The sequence below is a fragment of the Pantoea rwandensis genome (genome assembly GCF_002095475.1).
GTDB classification, from domain to species: domain Bacteria; phylum Pseudomonadota; class Gammaproteobacteria; order Enterobacterales; family Enterobacteriaceae; genus Pantoea; species Pantoea rwandensis.
The window spans coordinates 82,732-103,611 of record NZ_MLFR01000015.1 but is presented as its reverse complement, the minus strand read 5'-3'; the positions used below and the strand labels follow the sequence as shown (position 1 = coordinate 103,611).

General features: G+C 55.6%; 18 protein-coding genes. 7 read left to right on the top strand and 11 right to left on the bottom strand.

The window, feature by feature from the left end; translation table 11 throughout:
* Positions 1–28: 28 nt before the first annotated feature.
* Together hemH and HA51_RS15275 are read left to right on the top strand one after the other, a co-directional pair.
* Positions 29–988 carry a ferrochelatase gene (gene hemH, locus HA51_RS15280; protein ID WP_084935474.1) on the top strand — a complete coding sequence of 320 codons (960 nt, stop codon included), beginning with the start codon at positions 29–31 and terminating at the stop codon, positions 986–988.
* Between the two features lie 57 nt (positions 989–1,045).
* The gene (locus HA51_RS15275; RefSeq protein ID WP_084935473.1) at positions 1,046–2,347 is read left to right on the top strand and encodes an inosine/guanosine kinase; all 1,302 of its coding nucleotides are present in this window, start codon (positions 1,046–1,048) and stop codon (positions 2,345–2,347) included.
* 141 nt (positions 2,348–2,488) lie between these two features.
* Here HA51_RS15275 and ybaL read toward each other — a convergent pair whose 3' ends face one another.
* Together ybaL and HA51_RS15265 are read right to left on the bottom strand one after the other, a co-directional pair.
* Positions 2,489–4,177, bottom strand: coding sequence for a YbaL family putative K(+) efflux transporter (gene ybaL, locus HA51_RS15270; protein ID WP_084935472.1), 1,689 nt, complete (start codon positions 4,175–4,177; stop codon positions 2,489–2,491).
* Positions 4,178–4,397: 220 nt separating this feature from the next.
* The gene (locus HA51_RS15265) at positions 4,398–5,594 is read right to left on the bottom strand and encodes an MFS transporter (protein WP_084935471.1); all 1,197 of its coding nucleotides are present in this window, start codon (positions 5,592–5,594) and stop codon (positions 4,398–4,400) included.
* Positions 5,595–5,798: 204 nt separating this feature from the next.
* Here HA51_RS15265 and ushA point away from each other — a divergent pair, with 204 nt between their 5' ends.
* On the top strand, positions 5,799–7,508 hold the full coding sequence (gene ushA, locus HA51_RS15260; RefSeq protein WP_084935501.1) for a bifunctional UDP-sugar hydrolase/5'-nucleotidase UshA: 1,710 nt from the start codon (positions 5,799–5,801) through the stop codon (positions 7,506–7,508).
* A 120-nt stretch (positions 7,509–7,628) separates the two neighbouring features.
* On the opposite strand, the gene HA51_RS15255 is transcribed toward ushA, so the two are convergent.
* On the bottom strand, positions 7,629–8,060 hold the full coding sequence (locus tag HA51_RS15255) for a multidrug/biocide efflux PACE transporter (RefSeq protein WP_084935470.1): 432 nt from the start codon (positions 8,058–8,060) through the stop codon (positions 7,629–7,631).
* Positions 8,061–8,150: 90 nt separating this feature from the next.
* Here HA51_RS15255 and HA51_RS15250 point away from each other — a divergent pair, with 90 nt between their 5' ends.
* Positions 8,151–9,020, top strand: coding sequence for a LysR family transcriptional regulator (locus HA51_RS15250; protein WP_084935469.1), 870 nt, complete (start codon positions 8,151–8,153; stop codon positions 9,018–9,020).
* Here the strand turns inward: HA51_RS15250 and ybaK are convergent.
* The 3 genes from ybaK to copA all read right to left on the bottom strand — a co-directional run bounded on the left by ybaK (position 9,017) and on the right by copA (position 13,098).
* Positions 9,017–9,496, bottom strand: a complete 480-nt coding sequence (gene ybaK / locus HA51_RS15245) for a Cys-tRNA(Pro)/Cys-tRNA(Cys) deacylase YbaK (RefSeq protein WP_084935468.1) — start codon at positions 9,494–9,496, stop codon at positions 9,017–9,019. The genes HA51_RS15250 and ybaK overlap by 4 nt on opposite strands.
* Before the next feature lie 228 nt (positions 9,497–9,724).
* Positions 9,725–10,522 (bottom strand): TraB/GumN family protein, encoded by a 798-nt coding sequence (locus HA51_RS15240; protein ID WP_084935467.1) that lies wholly within the window; start codon positions 10,520–10,522, stop codon positions 9,725–9,727.
* A 71-nt stretch (positions 10,523–10,593) separates the two neighbouring features.
* Positions 10,594–13,098 carry a copper-exporting P-type ATPase CopA gene (copA, locus tag HA51_RS15235; RefSeq protein ID WP_084935466.1) on the bottom strand — a complete coding sequence of 835 codons (2,505 nt, stop codon included), beginning with the start codon at positions 13,096–13,098 and terminating at the stop codon, positions 10,594–10,596.
* Between the two features lie 320 nt (positions 13,099–13,418).
* On the opposite strand from copA, the gene cueR reads away from it, so the two are divergent.
* Positions 13,419–13,835 (top strand): Cu(I)-responsive transcriptional regulator, encoded by a 417-nt coding sequence (cueR, locus tag HA51_RS15230; RefSeq protein WP_084935465.1) that lies wholly within the window; start codon positions 13,419–13,421, stop codon positions 13,833–13,835.
* Here cueR and HA51_RS15225 read toward each other — a convergent pair.
* From HA51_RS15225 to tesA, 5 genes are all read right to left on the bottom strand, one after another.
* Positions 13,811–14,269, bottom strand: a complete 459-nt coding sequence (locus tag HA51_RS15225; protein WP_084935500.1) for an NfeD family protein — start codon at positions 14,267–14,269, stop codon at positions 13,811–13,813. The two genes, cueR and HA51_RS15225, sit on opposite strands and share 25 nt — an antisense overlap.
* Positions 14,269–15,183 carry an SPFH domain-containing protein gene (locus tag HA51_RS15220; protein ID WP_084935464.1) on the bottom strand — a complete coding sequence of 305 codons (915 nt, stop codon included), beginning with the start codon at positions 15,181–15,183 and terminating at the stop codon, positions 14,269–14,271. Before HA51_RS15220 ends, HA51_RS15225 begins: the two co-directional genes overlap by 1 nt.
* Positions 15,184–15,247: 64 nt before the next feature.
* Positions 15,248–16,102: a thioredoxin family protein gene (locus tag HA51_RS15215; protein WP_084935463.1), complete on the bottom strand. Its 855-nt coding sequence runs from the start codon at positions 16,100–16,102 to the stop codon at positions 15,248–15,250.
* Positions 16,103–16,181: 79 nt separating this feature from the next.
* On the bottom strand, positions 16,182–16,955 hold the full coding sequence (locus HA51_RS15210) for an SDR family oxidoreductase (RefSeq protein ID WP_084935462.1): 774 nt from the start codon (positions 16,953–16,955) through the stop codon (positions 16,182–16,184).
* Between the two features lie 31 nt (positions 16,956–16,986).
* Positions 16,987–17,613: a multifunctional acyl-CoA thioesterase I/protease I/lysophospholipase L1 gene (gene tesA / locus HA51_RS15205; protein WP_211282954.1), complete on the bottom strand. Its 627-nt coding sequence runs from the start codon at positions 17,611–17,613 to the stop codon at positions 16,987–16,989.
* Between tesA and ybbA the strand changes: the two genes are divergently transcribed.
* A complete protein-coding gene (gene ybbA / locus HA51_RS15200) occupies positions 17,581–18,267 on the top strand; it encodes a putative ABC transporter ATP-binding protein YbbA (RefSeq protein WP_084935460.1) in 687 nt (228 codons plus the stop codon). The genes tesA and ybbA overlap by 33 nt on opposite strands.
* Positions 18,264–20,681 (top strand): putative ABC transporter permease subunit YbbP, encoded by a 2,418-nt coding sequence (gene ybbP, locus HA51_RS15195; RefSeq protein WP_084935459.1) that lies wholly within the window; start codon positions 18,264–18,266, stop codon positions 20,679–20,681. Before ybbA ends, ybbP begins: the two co-directional genes overlap by 4 nt.
* Positions 20,682–20,880 lie beyond the last annotated feature (199 nt).

Below are 20,880 nucleotides of genomic sequence, written 5' to 3'. Positions count from 1 at the left end.
CATTCGTTTTGACATCAAGGAAATACCAATGAGGCAAGAAAAGCCTGGGGTTTTGCTGGTCAATTTAGGCACACCCGATGCGCCTACAACACCTGCCGTTAAGCGCTACCTGAAACAGTTCCTTGGCGACCCACGCGTGGTGGATACACCGCGTTGGTTATGGTGGCCAATTCTCAATTTCGCCATTTTGCCGTTCCGTTCGCCGCGCGTCTCAAAACTGTACGCCTCGGTGTGGATGGAAGAAGGTTCTCCGCTGATGGTGTTCAGCAAACGTCAACGCGAGGCGCTGGCGCAGCGGATGGATATGCCGGTTGAGCTTGGCATGAGTTATGGCCAACCAAGCCTGGACAGCGCGTTGAACCGCCTGCTTGAACAAGGCGTGACTAAACTGATTGTGTTGCCGCTCTATCCGCAATTCTCCTGTTCCACAGTCGCCGCGGTCTGGGACGGGTTAGCCACCAGCTTTAAGCCATTGCGCTCGCTGCCTGAAGTTGCCTTTATCCGTGATTATGCCGAACATCCGGCTTATATTGCGGCACTGAAAGCCTCGGTCGAGCGTTCGTTTGCGCTGCACGGTGAACCGGATTTATTGGTGCTGTCGTATCATGGCATTCCGCAGCGTTTTGCTGATGAAGGCGATGATTATCCGCTACGCTGCAAAGACACCACCAATGCGCTGGCTGCTGCGCTTGATATCGCGCCGCACAAAATTATGATGACCTTCCAGTCCCGTTTTGGTCGTGAGCCGTGGTTGACGCCGTACACTGATGAAACCATGAAGAGTTTGCCCGCCAAAGGCATCAAACATGTGCAGGTGATGAGTCCCGGCTTTGCCGCCGATTGCCTCGAAACTTTAGAGGAGATCAGCGGGGAAAACTGCGAGATCTTCCTGCATGCTGGCGGAGAGAAGTTTGAATATATTCCTGCACTCAATGCCGATGACGAACACATCGAGATGATGGTTCAACTGGTCAACGCGCGCCGATAAAGTGCTGACAGAGAGTGTGATATCATTCTCTGTCAGATTTCCCTTACGGCAGCGATCATGAAATTTCCCGGCAAACGCAAATCCAAACACTATTTCCCCGTCAACGCGCGCGACCCACTCTTGCAGGCTATTCAGCAGGAACAGGAAGAGGGCAGTTGGGTGGTCGGCATTGACCAAACGCTGGTGGATATTGAAGCCAAAGTGGATGACGCTTTCCTGCAGCGCTATGGTTTGAGTGCGGGTCACTCGCTGGTGATCGATGATGCCACCGCGGAAGCGCTGTATGACGAGTTGATGCGTGATGCGCTGATCAGCCATCAGTTTGCAGGTGGCACCATCGGTAACACGCTACACAACTATTCGGTGTTGGCTGATGACCGCTCGGTGCTACTGGGTGTGATGTGCAATAACATCCAAATCGGCGGTTATGCTTATCGCTATCTGTGCAACACCTCCAGCCGTATGGATCTTAACTATCTGCAAGGTGTTGATGGTGCGATTGGTCGCTGCTTTACGCTGATTGGCGAGCAGGGTGAACGTACTTTCGCCATCAGTCCCGGTTTGATGAATCAGCTACAGGCCGAGAGCATTCCTGAAGAGGTGATTGCCGGGGCGTCAGCACTGGTACTGACTTCCTATCTGGTTCGCTGTCAGCCGGGCGAACCGATGCCCGCCGCCACGCTGCGCGCGATTGAATACGCGAAAAAGCACAATGTTCCGGTGGTGCTGACGCTGGGCACCAAATATGTCATTCAGGATAATCCCCAGTTCTGGCGCGATTTCTTGCGCGAACACGTTTCGATTGTGGCGATGAATGAAGAAGAGGCTTTTGCGCTGACCGGTGAACAGGATCCGTTACTGGCCTCGAATATGGCGCTGGATTGGGTGGATCTGGTGCTCTGCACCGCCGGGCCAACCGGATTGTACATGGCCGGTTTTACCGAAGAGGCGTTCAAGCGTAAAACCAACCATCCACTGCTGCCGGGCGCGATTGCTGAGTTTAATCAGTTTGAGTTCAGCCGCGCGATGCGCCATCAGGATTGCGAGCAACCGCTCAGGATTTTCTCGCATATCGCACCTTACATGGGGGGCCCTGAGAAGATCATGAACACCAATGGCGCAGGCGATGGCGCACTAGCCGCGTTACTGCACGACATCACCGCCAATAATTTCCACCGCCAGAATGTGCCGAATTCCAGTAAGCATGCGCGGGGATATCTTAGCTATTCCTCGCTGGCGCAGGTGTGTAAGTATGCAAACCGGGTGAGTTATCAGGTGCTGAACCAGCATTCTCCGCGTCTGACGCGCGGCCTCCCTGAGCGGGAAGACAGCTTAGAAGAGTCGTATTGGGATAGGTAATATGTCGGCAGGTGCGCATAAATGCGCACCCTACGAAAACTCTGCATGTTGATTGTAGGGGGCGCATTTATGCGCACCTGGCTGAAAACCGCAGAATTCTAATGACGCATTTATGCGCACCTGGCCCATCACCGCACATCGTTAAATCTGGCACTCGCGCACAATCGGGTTTTGCGCAATCTCTTCCTGCAACACGTTCAGCATGCTGTTGGCAATCTCACGTTCCCCCATCACTACGCGATTTGCCCCGCGCTCCATGATGTAACTCACTTCATCGTCGTAATGCGCGCGCGCAATAATCTCAATATCGGGGCGTTTTTCACGCGCAAACGTCACAATCTCTCCCGCTTCATAACCATTGGGAATGGTGAGCAGCAGCCAGCGTGCGCAGTCCAGACGGGCTAAATCCATGGTATCGGTGCGCGCGGCATTGCCGAGCACCGCTTTGATCCCCTGCTCGCGCAAGGCTTCGACGCGCGGACGAGAATTCTCCACCACCACCAAGGGGACATCGGCTTCCATCAGCTTCTGCCCCAGCAGGCTACCGACGCGGCCATAACCGACAATCACCGCGTGATTGCAGATATCGACGGGGATCTGCTTCTCTTCTTCAATGGCTTCTTCGAGGGTCTGCTCTTCAATGGTCTCGGTTTTTTCGAGATAGCGCTCCAGCAGGGTAAAGAGAATGGGGTTGAGCATGATCGAAAGAATGGCGGCGGCGAGCACCAGGTTGCGGCCTTCATCGCTCAGCATACCGAGTGAAATCCCCAATCCGGCAAGGATAAAGGCGAATTCACCGATCTGCGCCAGGCTGACAGAAATCGTCATCGCTGTACGACGTGAGTGTCCGAGCAGCGTCACCAACAGCCAGGCGGCAATCGATTTGCCCAGCACGATGATGGCGAGCGCCCCCAGCACCGCCAGCGGTTGCTCAACTAAAATCATCGGGTCGAACAACATCCCTACCGAGACAAAGAACAACACGGCGAAAGCATCGCGCAGCGGCAGCGTGTCGTGCGCTGCACGGTGGCTCAGTTCAGATTCATTCAGCACCATACCGGCGAAGAAGGCACCCAGCGCGAACGAGACATCAAAGAACTCGACGGCACCAAAGGCGATCCCCAGTGCCAGCGCCAGCACGGACAGGGTAAACAGCTCACGCGAGCCGGTGGCAGCGCTTTTTGCCAAAATCCAGGGAACCACGCGACGACCGACCACCATCATCAACACCATAAAGGCGACGACTTTACCGATGGTCAACATCAGGTCCCACAGCAACAGCGTTGGGCTGGCGTTACCTTCTTCCAGCATCCCGGCGATGGCAGGCAGCAACACCAGCGTCAGCACCATCACCAAATCTTCAACAATCAACCAGCCAATGGCGATTTGCCCACGCTGGCTATCAATCAGCTGTCGCTCTTCCAACGCACGCAGTAACACCACGGTACTGGCGGTGGAGAGGCAGAGTCCAAACACTAAGCCGGTCATCCACGACCAGCCCATCGCCCAGGAAAGCCCCATTCCCAGCAGCGTGGCCACGGCGATTTGCGCAACGGCCCCAGGAATGGCAATCGACTTTACCGACATCAAATCCTTGAGTGAGAAGTGCAAACCTACGCCGAACATCAGCAAGATAACGCCTAATTCGGCCAGTTCAGGGGCGAGGTTGGTATCGGCGACAAAACCTGGGGTAAAAGGGCCAGCGAGTACGCCAGCGAGGAGATAACCGACCAGCGGAGAAATTCGCAGACGGTTGGCAATCATACCAAGGAGAAAGGCGAGGACCAGGCCTCCGACAATGGTGGTGATCAACGGTGTGGTGTGATGCATGCCTGTCTCCTTGTGTGCAAATGTATCCGCTTGTAACAACCTAGTGTAATGCAGATTCGCTAACCCCGTTTAAACATTTGAGCGGTGAAAAGCGAAAAAATTGAAAAAATAAGAAGAAAACGCAGCTGAAGCGGCATTTTCCTCAGTTATCTCATACTATCGGCAGATTTTCCGCAGATTGAAGGGGGGCGAGGAAAAAGAGTTGCCCCCCAAAAGCGGCTCAAGCGTGGCGGTTATCAGGCAGGAAAGCGGTCAAAAGGCCGATTAAAGGCAGCCAGGCACAGATTTGATATACCCATTCAATGCTGGTGTGGTCAGCCACCACGCCAAGCACCGCAGCACCCAACCCTCCCATACCGAAGGCAAAACCGAAAAACAGCCCAGAAACCATACCGATACGTCCCGGCATCAACTCTTGTGCGTACACTAAAATGGCGGAAAAACGCGACGCGAGAATCAATCCGATGATGACGCTTAATACGCTGGTCCACATTAATGACGCGTGCGGCAAGAGCAAGGTAAAGGGCGCAACGCCAAGAATCGATACCCAAATCACATATTTACGGCCAATTCTATCGCCAATCGGACCGCCAATAATGGTGCCCGCCGCTACCGCACCCAGGAATGCGAACAGATGGAACTGCGAGGCTTGCACCGATAGCCCAAATTTCTGAATCAAATAGAAGGTGTAATAGCTACTCAAGCTGGTGAGGTAGAAGTATTTGGAGAAAATCAGCAGCAGCAAAATGGTGATCGCCAACGCCACCTTTTTGCGCGGCAGAGGACTTGCCGGCACAACGCTGCTCGTCGACTTACTGGTGCGATGCTGATGGCTATACCAGCGGCTCACCTGCAACAGCACAATAATGCCCAACATGGCCACCAGTACAAACCAGCCGAGATGGCCTTTACCGTAAGGTGCCACGATCATCGCAGCCAGCAATGGGCCTAGCGCGCTACCAAAATTACCGCCGACCTGAAACAGCGACTGTGCCAGCCCATGACGTCCACCCGAGGCCATACGTGCCACGCGAGAGGATTCAGGGTGAAACACCGATGATCCACTGCCCACGAGCGCAGCGGCGAGCAGGACTTGCGGATACGTGCTGGAGAACGTCAGTAACAGCAGGCCGCACAACGTAAAGCCCATGCCAACCGGCAGTGACCAGGGCTTGGGGTATTTATCGGTGTAGTAGCCGATGAGGGGTTGCAGTAGTGAGGCCGTGACCTGAAATGTCAGCGTGATCAGACCAATCTGAACGAAGTTAAGGCTAAAATCTTTCTGCAGCATGGGATAGATCGCTAACAGCAGCGATTGCAGCATGTCATTGAGCAGATGCGCGAAGCTAATGGCACCTAAAATGCCAAAAGCGGTCCGTCCCGGTGCGCGCGCCGGGGTTGCGATGTCACTTGCCATAAAAATCCTGAGAGTGCGTTTATCGTTATCAGTTTGTTAATACCTGAATGACTCTATAAGCCTTTCGTCTTGAGTTAAAGTGCCATCTGTGCGACACAGAAGAGAGATAAAGCACATTAAGTCCACTGGTTAGTGGGAAAACGCAGAATAAGGAGATCGGCTTTGTTGTCATTACCGCGGAGAGGGCGCTGGCTGGCGCTGATCATGCTGTTGCTGCCGATGCTGGCACAGGCATGGCAAACGGATCGCAGTTATCGATTTAGTATTCTGCACACTAACGATCATCACGGTCGCTATTGGCCTGATGCGCAAGGCGAGTATGGCCTGGCGGCGCAAAAAACGCTGATGGATACCCAACGTTATGACGTGCAGGCGAAAGGCGGCGGTGCGCTGATACTCTCGGCAGGTGACGTGAATACCGGTGTACCCGAATCGGATTTACTGGACGCCGAGCCGGATATTCGCGGCATGAATCTGATTGGCTACGATGCCATGGCGCTGGGCAATCACGAATTCGACAAACCCCTCAGCGTGCTGCAGAAGCAGCAGAAATGGGCCAAGTTTCCCTTCCTCTCTGCCAATATTTATCAGAAAGGCACCGATCAGCGCCTGTTTAAACCCTGGGCCATTTTCAATCGTATGGGGCTGAAGATTGCGGTGATTGGCTTGACTACCACTGACACGCTGAAAATCTCCAATCCCGAAAATATCGCTGAGATAGACATCCGCGATCCGGTGAAAGAGACAGAAAAAGCAGTAGCCGAACTGCGAGCCACTGAAAAACCTGATGTGATTGTGGCGTTGACCCACATGGGCCATTACGACGATGGTCAGCACGGCAGCAATGCGCCAGGCGATGTAGAATTGGCGCGCAGCCTGCCGCCAGGCACCATCAATATCATTATTGGCGGTCACTCACAGGACGCGGTTTGTATGGCGAAAGAGAACGTCAGCGTCAAAGATTATCAGCCAGGACAGCCTTGCCAGCCGGATCAACAAAACGGCGTGTGGATTATGCAGGCGAAAGAGTGGGGCAAATATGTCGGACGCGGTGATTTCACTTTCCGCAACGGCGAGTTAACGCTGGATAGCTACCAACTGATCCCGGTGAATTTGAAGCATGAAGTGAAAAATCTGGACGGCAGCACCTCCTGGTTGACCTGGCAGGAAGCGATCCCGCCTAACAGCGCGATGATGAAGCTATTAACACCCTATCAACTGCGCGCAGCGAAAAAACTGGATGTGAACGTTGGCAGCAGTGACGGCGTATTTGTCGGTGAGCGTGACAAGGTGCGCTTTGAGCAAACCAATCTGGGGCAGCTGATCCTGCGGGCGCAGATGGCCGCCACAAAAGCCGATTTCGCCGTGATGAGTGGCGGAGGGATCCGAACGTCACTGGCTCAGGGCAAGCTGAGCTGGCGCGACCTGCTGCAAGTGCAGCCGTTTGGTAATCAGGTGGTATCGGTCACGCTGAGCGGCGACGAGTTGCTGAACTATCTTGCGACGGTTGCCAATATCAAAACCAACTCTGGCGGCTTTGCGCAGTTCAGCAATATTAGCCTGGTCGCGGATGGCAAAACGGTGAGTGAAGTGAAGATCAACGGCGAGCCGTTACAGAAAGATAAAACGTATCGCATGGCCACCAATAGCTTTAATGCCAGTGGTGGTGATGGCTATCCTTCTATCGAGACCCATGCGGGATTCACCCATAGCGGACTGCGTGATGCTGATGTGTTGCGTGATTACGTCAGCCAGCATTCACCCCTGAAAATTGCCGACTATGTGCCCAGTGGCATTGTTCATCTGACGGAACAGCAGGTGCAGGAGCGGGGTAAAGCCGAGGAAAAACCAAAGAAGCGCTATTACCCGCAAAGCATTCTGGCGTGGATCTGGCCACGGGCGGCGCATAATTAAGAAGGTGCATGGGTGCATGAAGGTCGCCATTACTGGCGACCGAAACGCACTTCAGTAACAAGTATGACCCTACAATGAAATCAGGCGTTTTTTAAGGTGCGCATTTATGCGCACCGATATTTATGCCTGACAGGATTTTTGCGCTACCCAGCGATGGCGCAATTTATCCCACATCCAGTTGTAGGCCATGGTGTAGGGCAGGAAGAACAGGAAAAACGCCACTTCCAACATAAATGCGTCCAACAGTGAGATGCTCAGCATCCAGGCGGCAATCGGCAAACCGATCACAATAAAGCCGCCTTCAAAGCCCAACGCGTGGATGGCGCGCAGACCGAGACCGCGTTTGACTTGCGGTGGCCAGATACGATCAAAGCCGGTGTTGTAGATCATATTCCACAGCATCGCGACCGTTGACAGCATGATTGCCAACGCGCCCATCTGAAACAGCGGTTTATCCATAACCCAGGCAGCCAGCGGGGCAACGGTCATAATCGCCAACACTTCAAATCCTGCGGCATGACAAAAACGTTCTTTCAGCGAACGGGTACGCATATAAACCTCCTTTTGGGTAACGTCGCGTATTTTCTCACCGTGAAATGCTAAGATAAAATGATTACCTATCGATAAAAGCGATGGATCACCATGAAATACTCCCCGGAATCCCTTGAGGCCTTTGTGCAGACCGTGGCCAGCGGATCCTTTTCAGCCGCGGCGCGCGCCTTAGCAAAAAGCCAGTCGACCATCAGCAGCGCGGTAGCCAATCTGGAAGACGATCTCGGCTTTTCCCTGTTTGATCGCAGCGGGCGTCTACCGGTGTTAACCGAACAGGGCCAACGCGCACTGGCACAGGTGCAGCAGATTCTTGCCGCCAGCCAGCGTCTGGATGAACTGGCCGTACGGCTATCGCAGGGGGTTGAACCGTGCTTGAGCTTAGCCATCTCCGATTTCTGGCAGGCCGACCACTATGAAAATCTGCTAAATCGTTTTGAGGCACGTTATCCCGACATCGAATTTGAATGCATGATTGCCGAAGATGCCGATGCGCTGGATCTTTTGCAGGCGGGGCGAGTGCATCTGGGTGTTGTGCGTGCACAGCCTCAGCTGCCACCGGATTTGGCGGTCGCGCGTTTGCAGGTGGGGGCGCAGATGGCGATCTATCTGCATCAGGATCATGCGTTGTCGCAGTTACCGCTGGTGAGCGAAGGTCAGTTGGGTGAGCTGCGCCATTTGCGTCTCAATACTTGGGTGCAAAACCGTGAACCTCTGCCAGCGGGACGCGTCTGGTCCGCACCCTCTTATCTGTTATTGCTGGAGATGGCGGAGCAGGGCTTCGGCTGGAGTGTATTACCCCGCTGGCTGGTTGAGCAGTTTGGTCATCAGGTACTCAAGGAGTTGCCCGTACCGGGATGGCCGCAGCGCATCGCCGTGGATGTCATCTGGTCGCGCCGCAACCCACCCGGCCCTGCTGGGCGCTGGATGATTGACCAACTCTGCGCCCAGCAGCCGGATTAGTCACGCCGAGCGACATCTGCCAGCGCGGCATCCAGCAGTCTTGCTAAATCCTGGGCTGCCAGTTCGATATCTAATCCGCGTTTGCCGCCAGAGATAAAGATGGTGGCAAACTCCGCAGCTTGCTGGTCGATAACGGTAGGCAGGCGTTTTTTCTGCCCGAGCGGGCTGATACCGCCCACCAGATACCCGGTTACGCGCTGTGCCAGTTGCGGGTCGGCCATGTCTGCTTTTTTGGCTCCCAGCGCTTTCGCCACTTTTTTCAAATCAAGCTGGCAAGAAACCGGCGTCACCGCCACGGCCAGCGCTTTGGCATCGCCGTTGAGCGCCACTAACAGCGTTTTAAACACCTGTCGGGCATCCAGATTGAGCTTGCGCACCGCTTCATCGCCAAAGTTGGTCTCTTGGCTGTCGTGATCGTAAGGATGCAGTGTAAAAGCGACCTTTTGTTTTTCCAGCAGTTTTACGGCGGGTGTCATGTTCGATCCTTGCTACGAAAATTCTTATTTCAGTTTTGATGAATAATACTGGCGAAATTCTGAACTTTGCGCGAAAATTGGCCCGCGCCAGTAACCCTGGTGATAACCAAAATCATAAACAAATTCCTCTTTGACGGGCCAATAGCGATATTGGCCTTCTTTTTTGCCCACCGATCACCACCAATAAAACTCATCCGCCTGAAATTGCGCCGCTGCGGATTCACTCTGTTATTTCAACAACTCTGGCAAATTATCATCGCCATACAAATGCAGCGCACCTACCGCGACCACATAACGTCCTTTCGGCAGCGCCAGCAATAACTCGCGCCAGTGTTGATTGCGGTTGCGCATCAGCGTGTCATTAAGATCGCTGCTGAAGGTCGTCGGGAGAGCCACTGGCTGCTGCTTGGGCGGCGCATCCAGCCACCAACTGATCATGGTTTGCAGCAGGCGAGCATTGGTGTGCCAGTGCTCCAGCGTATCCAGAAGCAGCGGCAGGCCATCTTGCGGCAGAGACTTCAACAGCGCGATTTGCGTGTCTGGACCCTCCAGCTCAATAATACGTTTATTGGCTGCCTTTGCTGCCAGCAGCAATTGATAATCGATGCCGTATTGCGGTCGCAATCCCAGACGTTGTGCCTGCTGCGCTTGCAGCATCAGGGCGATCTGCCAGAACGGCAGTGTGTCAAACATGCCTGGCGACAGTGAAAGCGTATCGCACAGCGCATTTAGCCGGTGTATGACGTCAGCATCCAGACGCGTTTCCAGCGGTGGATGCACATCATCATTGGTAAAGGGTGATGCGCCTTGGGTGATATCCGCTTCGACAATTAACGCATCGGCTTTGCTGAGTTGGCGCAACAAACCCGCGGGTAGCGGCTGCATATCGCGCGTGCCCATATGAATACTGCCTGCCAGATGCAGGCGACGATTACCCAACTGAATATCCATAGCCGGCCAGCTGTAACGCGCCGGGAAGAGGGTAGCGGTCAGCTGCTGAAGGCTTTGCCACAGACTGCGTCTCATGCCCTGTCCTTTTCGAGTCAAAAATCCATGCTAGCGATTTCACTCGCCGAAAAACAGGGCAGAGATGGCGATCAGTGCTTAACGGGCTTAAAGCGCAACAAGCGGTTAGCGTTGCTCACCACGGTAATGGATGACAGCGCCATGGCGGCCCCTGCCACAATCGGGCTTAACAGCAGCCCTGTGAAGGGATAAAGCACGCCCGCAGCAATCGGAATCCCCAAGCTGTTATAAATAAAGGCCCCGAGCAAATTCTGCCGCATATTGCGCAGCGTGGCGCTTGCCATCGCCAGCGAATCGGCAACGCAGTGTAAATCGTTACGCATCAGCGTCATGGCTGCGGTTTCAACCGCGACATCACTGCCACCGCCCATCGCAATGCCCACATCGGCTTGCGCCAGCGCCGGTGCATCGTTAATGCCATCGCCAACCATCACCACTTTGCGGCCCTGCTGCTGGAGTTGGATAATTGCCTGTGCCTTGCCTTCTGGCAGCACGCCGGCAATCACCTCATCAATGCCCGCTTCAGCCGCAATCGCCTGTGCCGTTTGCTGATGATCGCCGGTTAACATAATCAGTCGATAGCCTAACTGATGCAGGCGCTGTAACGCGGCTTTACTCTCAGGACGTAAGCTGTCGCGCAGGGCAATCAGACCGAGCAGTTGACGATTGTCTGCCAGCAGCACGGGTGTGGCGCCTTGCTGCGCCAGGCGTTCAATATCGGCCTGCGCGGCGGAGTAATCGATGTGCTGCTCGTCCAGCAGTGCCTGATTCCCTAGCCACAGTGTTCTGCCTGCGACTTTAGCGCTAACGCCTTTGCCGCGTATTGTACGAAATTGCTTTGAGACCTCTTCACTGATCTCGGGTGCTGCCGCCAGAATGGCTTTTGCCAGTGGATGGCTAGAACCTTGTTCCAGCTGCGCGGCGGCACTCAGTACCTGCTGGCGGTTCCAGTCGCCATACAGCAGCACATCGCTGACTTCTGGCGTTCCGCGCGTTAACGTTCCGGTTTTATCAAACACGATGGTGTCAACTTCACTGGCGCGCTGCAGTGCATCCGCATCCCTGACCAACACGCCAAGTTCCGCCGCACGTCCCACGCCTGCAATGACCGACATCGGTGTCGCCAAGCCCAACGCGCAAGGGCAGGCGATAATGAGCACGGTGGTCACAATCACCAGGGTGTAGGCGAGTTGCGGCTGCGGGCCGACCAAATACCACACCAGGCCGCTCAGCAAGGCGATGGCAACCACCACCGGAACAAATACGGCGGAGATACGATCCGCCAGACGGCCTATCTCGGGCTTACTGCTCTGCGCCTGGCGCACCAGATTAATAATGCGTGCCAGCGTGGTGTGGCTTCCGGTCGCGCGTGCGACGAAGCGCAGCGTACCGTCTTGCACCAGCGTCCCGGCATAGACTTTATCGCCGGGCTGCTTAGCCTGAGGCACCGCTTCACCCGTTAACATCGCCTCATCAAACCAGGCCTCGCCACTCTCGACTTCACCATCCACGGGGACGCGATCGCCAGTGACCAGTTTCAGTAGCATACCGGGCTGAACGTCGCTGAGTGGCAGCAGCACTTCACCCTGGTCGCTGATCACGCGGGCTTGAGCAGGTGTGAGATCCAGTAGACGTTCCAGTGCTTTTGATGCCCGCTGGCGCGCCCGTTGTTCCAGCGCATGGCCGAGGTTGATCAAGCCGACGATCATCACGCTGGCTTCAAAATATAGATGTCGCGCCTGAACGGGGAAAAATTCTGGCCATAGGGCCACGCTCATGGAAAAGAGCCAGGCGGCACCGGTTCCCAGCGCGACCAGGGTATCCATTGTGGCAGTACCGCGCAGCAGGCTGCGCCAGGCACTGCGATAAAAATGACCGCCAGCGATCACCATCACCAGCAGGGTAATCAGACCCAGAGAACGCCACAGCGTCTGGTTGGCTTCACTTAGCATCATGTTGTCACCAAGCATGCCCCAGATCATCATTGGCACGCCGAGCAGCAGCGCTAATGCGGCCTGCCAGCTAAAGCGGCGCATTGCCTGTTGTGCCGTGGCCTGCTGACGTTCGCGTCGGGTTTGTTCATCGTCGATGATTTCCGCGGAGTAGCCTGCATCATCTACGGCACCCAGCAGTGCTTCCGCTGGCGCATCACCCAAGACCAGCGCACTGCGTTCACCAAGATTAACCCGTGCCTGACTGACGCCAGGCACGTTTTGCAACGCCTGCTCCACCCGGCTCACACAACTGGCGCAGCTCATACCGCCAATCAGTAAATGGTGAACAGGGAGGTTTTCAACTGCCGGTTGCGATCGTGGCTCCGTTGTCAGTGCCTCCGGCTGCGGCTCTGCTGCTGGCAACGGATTAGGCTTTGGGCTGTCTTTGACCGCCGCGTGATAGCCAGCCTGCTCAACGGTGGCAATCAGGTCTGCGACGCTGGCTGCGCCCGTGATACGTGCTTCCTGCTGCGTGACGTCCGCTTGTTCGACATCGTCGCGCTGCTCAAGTGCTTCTTTGACCCGTTTAACACAGTGACCGCAAGACAAACCGTCGAGCGCCAGTAATTGTGTGTGTGACATCGTTAACTCCTCGTGCGTTTTCCCGTCATACTTCAAATCCCCCCATGGGGCCTACTGTTGGTGCAGGTGAGAGGCTGCTTTCGCTGTCCCGAATCACTTATCTGAGCAAGTGCTTCGGCATTATGAACCTCCTCAAGGAGGCTCATAATGCGGGCCAGCGCGAGCGCTGTTCAAATCGACAAGTCGATTTGTCTCTCGGTTGCCGCCTTCCTGCCATTCGAATTATTTAGGGTTTATTTTTGACTGCCTGCAAACTTTGCATTAGTTATAGAGCCTAAACCTTCCATTCAGGGGAAGGTCAAGCGGTGAAGAGGTAAAAGATGAACATTAGCGATGTGGCAAAAAAGACCGGTCTCACCAGTAAAGCGATTCGCTTCTATGAAGAGAAGGGCGTGGTGACGCCGCCGTTACGCAGCGACAATGGCTATCGCAGCTATGCCGCACATCATATCGATGAACTCAATCTGCTGCGCCAGGCGCGCCAGGTGGGCTTTACGCTGGAAGAGTGTCGCGAGCTGGTCACGCTGTTTAACAATCCTGCGCGTCACAGCGCCGATGTAAAGGCGCGGACGCTGCAAAAAGCGGATGAAATCGCCGCGCACATCGAAGAACTGCATGCGATGCGCGCGCGACTGCTGGAGTTGGCGGAAGCCTGCCCAGGCGATGACAGTGCGGAATGCCCCATCATTAATCACCTCGCGGGCTGTTGCCATCAAGCCGAAGGAAAACGCGGTTGAACCAGCAGGGTAATGCCAACGACACCGGTAACGATGACCGGTGTACCGGCGGGCAAATCCTCTTTGGCTTGCACGCGCCAGCTGCTGTCGCCAATACGTACGTGGCCGAAGCCATCTTTTAGGGCGCTATCCAAGGTCAGATGCATGCCGATCAACTGTGAACCCCGTTGATTGAGGGTGTTCGGCTGCTGGGTCGTCTCGCGATAGCGCATCCAGCGATACCAGAAAAACACGCACAAGAGTGTGAGCACCGCAAACAGTGCGCCCTGGCTGGTCCAAGAGAAGGGAAACATCCACTCGATGAGTCCAACCAGCACTGCCGCCAGTCCGCTCCACAGCAGATAGCCGCTGGTGCCGAGCATTTCAGCGGCTAACAGCAGGCCACCCAGCGTTAACCAGAACCAGTGAGGATGGGCAATCAGTTCCATTAGGATCACGGTTTACGCTCCTGACGGCTCTCCTTCAGCAGTTCACTGATGCCGCCAATCGACCCCAGCAAGCTGCTGGCATCCAGTGGCATCATCACCACTTTGCTGTTATGCGACTCGCCAATTTTCTGCAGCGCATCGGTGTATTTCTGCGCCACGAAGTAATTAACAGCCTGAATATCCCCAGCGGCAATGGCTTCAGATACCACACGTGTCGCATTCGCTTCCGCCTGCGCCGAACGTTCACGCGCTTCGGCCTGCAGGAAGGCAGAGGTTCGTTCACCTTCAGCTTTAAGAATTTGCGATTGCTTATCGCCCTCAGCGCGCAAAATTGCCGCCTGACGCACGCCTTCCGCAGTAAGAATATCGGCACGTTTGGTTCGCTCTGCTTTCATCTGCGCGTTCATCGCGGCAATCAACTCTTGCGGCGGGCGCACATCGCGAATTTCAATACGGGTGATTTTGACGCCCCACGGGTTGGTGGCCTCATCAACAATGTGCAGCAATCGCGTGTTGATGTTATCGCGCTGCGACAGCATCTCATCCAGCTCCATGCTGCCGAGCACGGTGCGGATATTGGTCATGGTTAAATTGAGGATGGAAAGCTCAAGATTGCTGACTTCATAGGCGGCGCGCGCAGGGTCAACCACCTGGATAAAACAGACGGCATCAATAGTGACGTTAGCGTTGTCTTTGGAGATGATTTCTTGAGAGGGGATGTCGAGCACTTGTTCCATCATGTTGATCTTACGACCAATACGATCCATAAACGGGACAAGTAAACTCAGGCCTGGCGACAACGTTTTGGTATAACGGCCAAAGCGTTCTACCGTCCATTGATAGCCCTGTGGCACAATTTTTACACTCGCCCAGACAGTGACTAAAGCGAGTACGATGATCACGGGAATCACAGTCAACATATAACCTCCTGGTTGTCAGATTGTCGGGCCGAGTCGCTTCGGCCCGTTTAACGCGCGCTACCTGTCAGTAGAGCAGCGAGTAAAGCTGGCGGCGATAGCGGGTGGCGAGAGCATCGCCCGTGCCGAGCGCGGCCAAAATTTCCTGGAACATCTTACGCACCTGGCCTTCACCCGCACTCAAATCACTTTTCAGGAAACTGAACAGCAGATCCAGTGCTTCCTCATTGCGACCCACCTGATGCAGCTGTAAGGCAAGTTTAGCAGCCAGCTCAGCATTCGCGGGATCGCCAGCGAGTTGATCCTGCAGTTGTTGGATCTCCGGCGTATCCGCCGCTTGTTTCAGCAGATCGATCTGTGACACCAGGCTCTGGTAGCGCGTATCCTGATCCTGTAATGGCACCACCGCCAGCACGGCTTCCGCTTCGTCGCTGCGGTTAAGGGTAATCAGCACTTCTGCCAGCAGGAAACCGATTTCACTGTTCTGATTGCTTAATTGCCAGGCATCTTTCAGCAACGGCAGCGCATCAAGCGGTTTGCCTTCTTCCATCAATTGCATCGCCTGGTGGGTTTTCAGCTCTTCCTCACGTGGCAGTACTTTTTGCAGCAGCGCGCGAATGGCTTCTTCCGGCTGCGGTCCCTGGAAACCATCAACCGGCTGACCATTTTGGAACAGATAGACGGTAGGAATGGAACGCAGACCAAACTGCGATGCCACGGCTTGCTGTTTATCGCAATCCAGCGTGGCCAGAATGAACTGACCGGCATATTCCTGTGCCAGACGCTCAAGAACGGGCGTCAGCTCCTGGCAGTGTTGGCTGCGTTCAGACCAGAAATAAAACAGCACCGGCAGCTGCATGGATTGCTCCAGCGTCTGTTGCAGGTTGGATTCGTTGATGTCGATAATCAAAGCGTGTGACATGAATACGTCTCTTTGCAGAAAGTGTGTTGAGGATATGGGGGCAAGCTGCCCCGCTTCAAGTTCAAATCTGGCTTGCTGCTTAGTTGCTGCGCAAAATGCGATCCAGCAACCATCCGGGAAGCAGGCGTTTCAGCAGGCTCATTATCCATGCGACCAGCGTCACCGGATAGCGCAAACGCGGATGTTTACTCTCCAGCGCGTGGCGCAGCTTTGGCAAAATGGCCTCCGGCGGCAGGGTGAAGCGCGCCGCAATCCCTGGGTTACGCACCGGTTTGTCTTGTTCACCCTGATGCACATTGTCGGTGAATCGGGTGGCGATCGGACCGGGTTCGATCAAGCTCACACGCACGCCCGATGCGCGTACTTCCATACGCAGCGCATCGCTCCAGGCTTCTAAAGCCCATTTGCTGGCGGCATAAGCCCCGCGGCCTGGCGTAGAGATCAGTCCCAGCACCGAACTGGTATTGATGATGCGTCCGTCACCGCTGGCTTGCAACGCAGGCAGCAAGCGCATGGTGAGCTGATGGGTACCAAAGACATTGGTGGAGAACTGTTTTTCCAGTTGCTGGCGCGACACGCTGGTCAGCGGTCCATATTGACCGAAGCCGCCGTTGTTAAACAGGCCGTGCAAGCGATGATCGCAGAGCGCCATCACGCGATCCGCCGCCGCATCCACGCTGGCAGGATCGTCAAGATCAAGCTGGACGCCGATAAAGCCGAGCGCCTCCATGTGCGCCACATCGTTTGGGCGGCGGCAGGCGGCAATCACCCGATAGCCGCGTAACAGCAGATCGTTGGCAGCCACTAAACCGATGCCACTGGAACAACCGGTGATTAAGATCGTTTTTTGCATTTCTTTACCTGTTATAAATCACACGCCTGCATTAATTCTGCTTTACTAGCGGAGCCAGTTCGTTTGCCATCAGGTTAGCAATAAACGGCTGCGCATCCGGATTGGGGTGAATACCGTCCTGCTGCATCCATTCCGGCTTCAGATAAACTTGCTCCATAAAGAATGGCACCAGAGGAATGTTGTACTGCTGTGCCAGCTGCGGATAGATCGCGCTAAACGCCTCCGTATAACGACGTCCATAATTAGCAGGCAGACGAATTTGCATCAGCAACGGCTGCGCGTTGGCGGCTTTGACCTCGTCGATCACTTTGCTCAGATCCTGGGCGATGTTCTGTGGCGGGAAACCGCGCAAGCCGTCGTTACCGCCCAATTCGATTAACACCCAACGGGGTTGATGCTGTTTTAATAGGCCCGGCAAACGCGTCAGCCCTTGTCCAGCGGTATCTCCGCTGATGCTGGCGTTAATAATCTGGGGCTGCTGATGCCAGGTTTTATCGAGCAGGCTGGGCCATGCCGCGGTGGCGGACATGCGATACCCGGCGCTCAGGCTGTCACCCAATACCAGCAAGGTATCGGCGGCAGCGATGCGGGACACCAGCAGAAGCAATAACAACAGGAAGGGATAATGCCAGCGGAAAACATTGTTGCAGTTCATCATCTTACTAAGTCCGTCGGTCAGGGAGAGCATCAGCTGACCATCCTCACCGGAGTTGAGCTGGTTGTCAAACCAGCCGAGACCATCGCGCTAATTGGCGAGTCCGGCTCCGGTAAATCAACATTGCTGGGTATCCTGGCTGGGCTGGATGATGGCAGCAGCGGCGAAGTGCACCTGCTCGGCCAGCCGCTGCACAGCATGGACGAAGAGCAGCGAGCCGCGTTGCGCGCGCGCGAAGTTGGCTTTGTGTTTCAATCTTTTATGCTGGTGCCCACGCTGAATGCGCTGGAAAACGTCCAGTTGCCAGCCCTGTTGCGCGGGGACAGCGATCGTGACAGCCGCGCACAGGCGGTGGATCTACTGACGCAGCTTGGCTTGAAAGATCGTTTGCAGCATCTGCCTGCCCAGCTTTCTGGAGGAGAACAGCAACGTGTGGCGCTGGCCCGCGCCTTTAGCGGACGTCCTGGCCTGCTGTTTGCCGATGAACCTACCGGCAATCTGGATCGCAAAACCGGCGATCGCATCGCCGATTTACTCTTCTCCCTTAACCGTGATTTCGCCACCACATTGATTCTGGTAACGCACGACGAGCAACTGGCGGCACGTTGCGATCGACGGCTGCGGCTACGCGACGGCAAGCTGTGGGAGGAGTCATGATTTGGCGCTGGTTCTGGCGTGAATGGCGATCGCCTTCGCTGCTGATTGTCTGGCTGGCGTTAACGCTGGCGGTGGCCTGTGTCCTGGCGCTCGGCTCTATTAGCGATCGCATGGAGAAAGGGCTCAGCCAGCAGAGCCGTGATTTTATGGCGGGGGACCGTACCTTGCGCAGCAGTGCGCCCGCGCCCGAAGCCTGGTTGAATAAAGCGCGCGATGAAGGGCTCTCCGTTAGTCGCCAGCTCAGCTTTATGACCATGACGTTTGCCGATCAAACACCACAGCTGGCAGACGTTAAAGCAGTGGATGATGCCTATCCGATGTTTGGCACCTTACAGACCGATCCGCCGGGGTTAAAACCGCAAGCGGGCACGGTGCTGGCCGCGCCGCGACTGCTGGCGTTGCTTAATCTGAAAGTCGGCGATAACGTTGATGTCGGTGACACCACGCTGCGTATCGCTGGCGAAGTAATTCAGGAACCGGATGGCGGCTTCAATCCGTTCCAGACCGCACCGCGTCTGCTGATGAACCTCGCGGATGTCGATAAAACCGGCGCGATCCAGCCTGGCAGTCGCTTGAGCTGGCGCTACAAGTTCTCAGGCGATCCCGCGCCACTTGGTCGCTATGACCGCTGGATTCAACCGCAGTTGAAAGCGGGAGAGCGCTGGATCAGCGTCGAGAATTCAGAGGATGCATTGGGACGTTCGATGCAGCGTTCCCAACAATTCTTACTGCTTTCAGCGCTGCTAACCCTGATGCTGGCGATTGCCGCTGTTGCGGTGGCGATGAGCCACTACTGCCGTAGCCGCTACGATCTGGTGGCGGTACTGAAAACTCTCGGAGCCACGCGTAAAGCCTTACAGCGGTTGATTGTCGGCCAGTGGCTGGCGGTGCTGTTGCTGGCCGCCATCGCAGGCAGCGCGCTAGGGCAGGGGATTGAGATCATTTTATTAGTGATGCTCAAACCCGTGCTGCCCGCTGCGCTTCCGGCCGCCAGCTTCTGGCCGTGGTTATGGGCCATCGGCACCATGTTTGTGATTTCGCTGTTGGTGGGACTGCGCCCGTATCGTCTGTTGATGGCGACCCAGCCGTTACGCGTACTGCGGCGTGATGCGGTCGCCAATATCTGGCCGCTGCGCATTTATCTGCCGGTGATGGCGCTGGTGGTGGTTGGCCTGCTGGCGTTATTGATGGGCGGCAGTAAAATGCTGTGGGCGCTGCTAGCGGGCGTGGTGATGCTAGCGCTGCTGCTGGCCCTGCTTGGCTGGGGCACGCTGTTGCTGCTGCGTAAGTTGGTGGTGCGTAATCTGGCGATGCGGCTGGCGATCAATCGCCTATTGCGACAGCCGGTGATGACGCTGAGCCAGTTAGCCGCGTTTTCACTCTCCTTTATGCTGCTGGCATTGCTGCTGGTGATGCGTGGCGATCTGCTGGATCGCTGGCAACAGCAGTTGCCAGCGGATGCACCTAACTATTTCCTGCTTAATATGACGCAGGAGCAGGTGCCGCAGGTGCGCGATTTCCTCAGTCAGCATCAGGTGAAAGCAGAGAGCTTCTACCCGATTGTGCGTGCGCGTCTGACAGAGCTAAACGGCAAAGAAGCCAATCCTAAAATGGATAACGCGCTAAATCGTGAACTCAATCTGACCTGGCAGGCGGAACGTCCCGATCACAACCCGTTGATGGCGGGAAGCTGGCCGCCGAAAGTCGGTGAAGTGTCGATGGAAATGGAGTTAGCGGATCGGCTCGGACTGAAGTTGGGGGATAGCCTGACCTTCAGCGGCGATACGCAGCAGTTCAGTGCGAAAATCACCAGCCTACGTAAAGTGGATTGGGAGAGCCTGCGGCCGAACTTCTTCTTTATCTTCCCGCCGGGCGCGCTGGATCAGCAGCCACAGACCTGGCTGACGAGCTTCCGTATGGACAACAACCCCGCGCTGCTGGCGCAGTTAAATCGCGCCTTCCCGACGCTGAGTTTATTGGATATCGGCAGCATGCTGAAGCAGATAGGTCAGGTGCTGGCTCAAGTTAGCCAGGCGCTGGAGATCATGGTGGTGTTGGTCACCGTTTGCGGCGTGCTGCTGTTGCTGGCACAGATTCAGGTCGGCATGCGACAGCGCCGACAGGAGTTGGTGGTGTACCGCACGCTGGGTGCCAGCAAACGCCTGCTGCGCGGCACGTTGTGGTGTGAATTTGCGTTGCTGGGTGTGGTGTCGGGGATTGCAGCAGCGTTAGGCGCAGAAGCGGCGTTATGGGGATTACAGCGCAAGATCTTCGATTTTCCGTGGGAACCCGACTGGACGCTATGGATCGCATTGCCGATCAGCGGCGCGCTGCTGCTGTCACTGTGCGGTAGTTGGCTGGGCATTCGGTTGCTGAAAGGGAAGGCGCTGTTTAAACGGTTTGAAGCGGCGTGAGGGCAATGGGCGGCATAAATGCCGCCCCTACAGTTTTATGCCACTGCAGGGTGCACATTCATGCGCATCAGGCAACGAGCATTCATTCGTAGGGTGCACATTCATGCGCATCAGGCCAACAGGCATCAATTCGTAGGGTGTACATTTATGCGAACCGGACCCTCAGGCATTCATCCGTAGGGGGCGCATTTATGCGCAC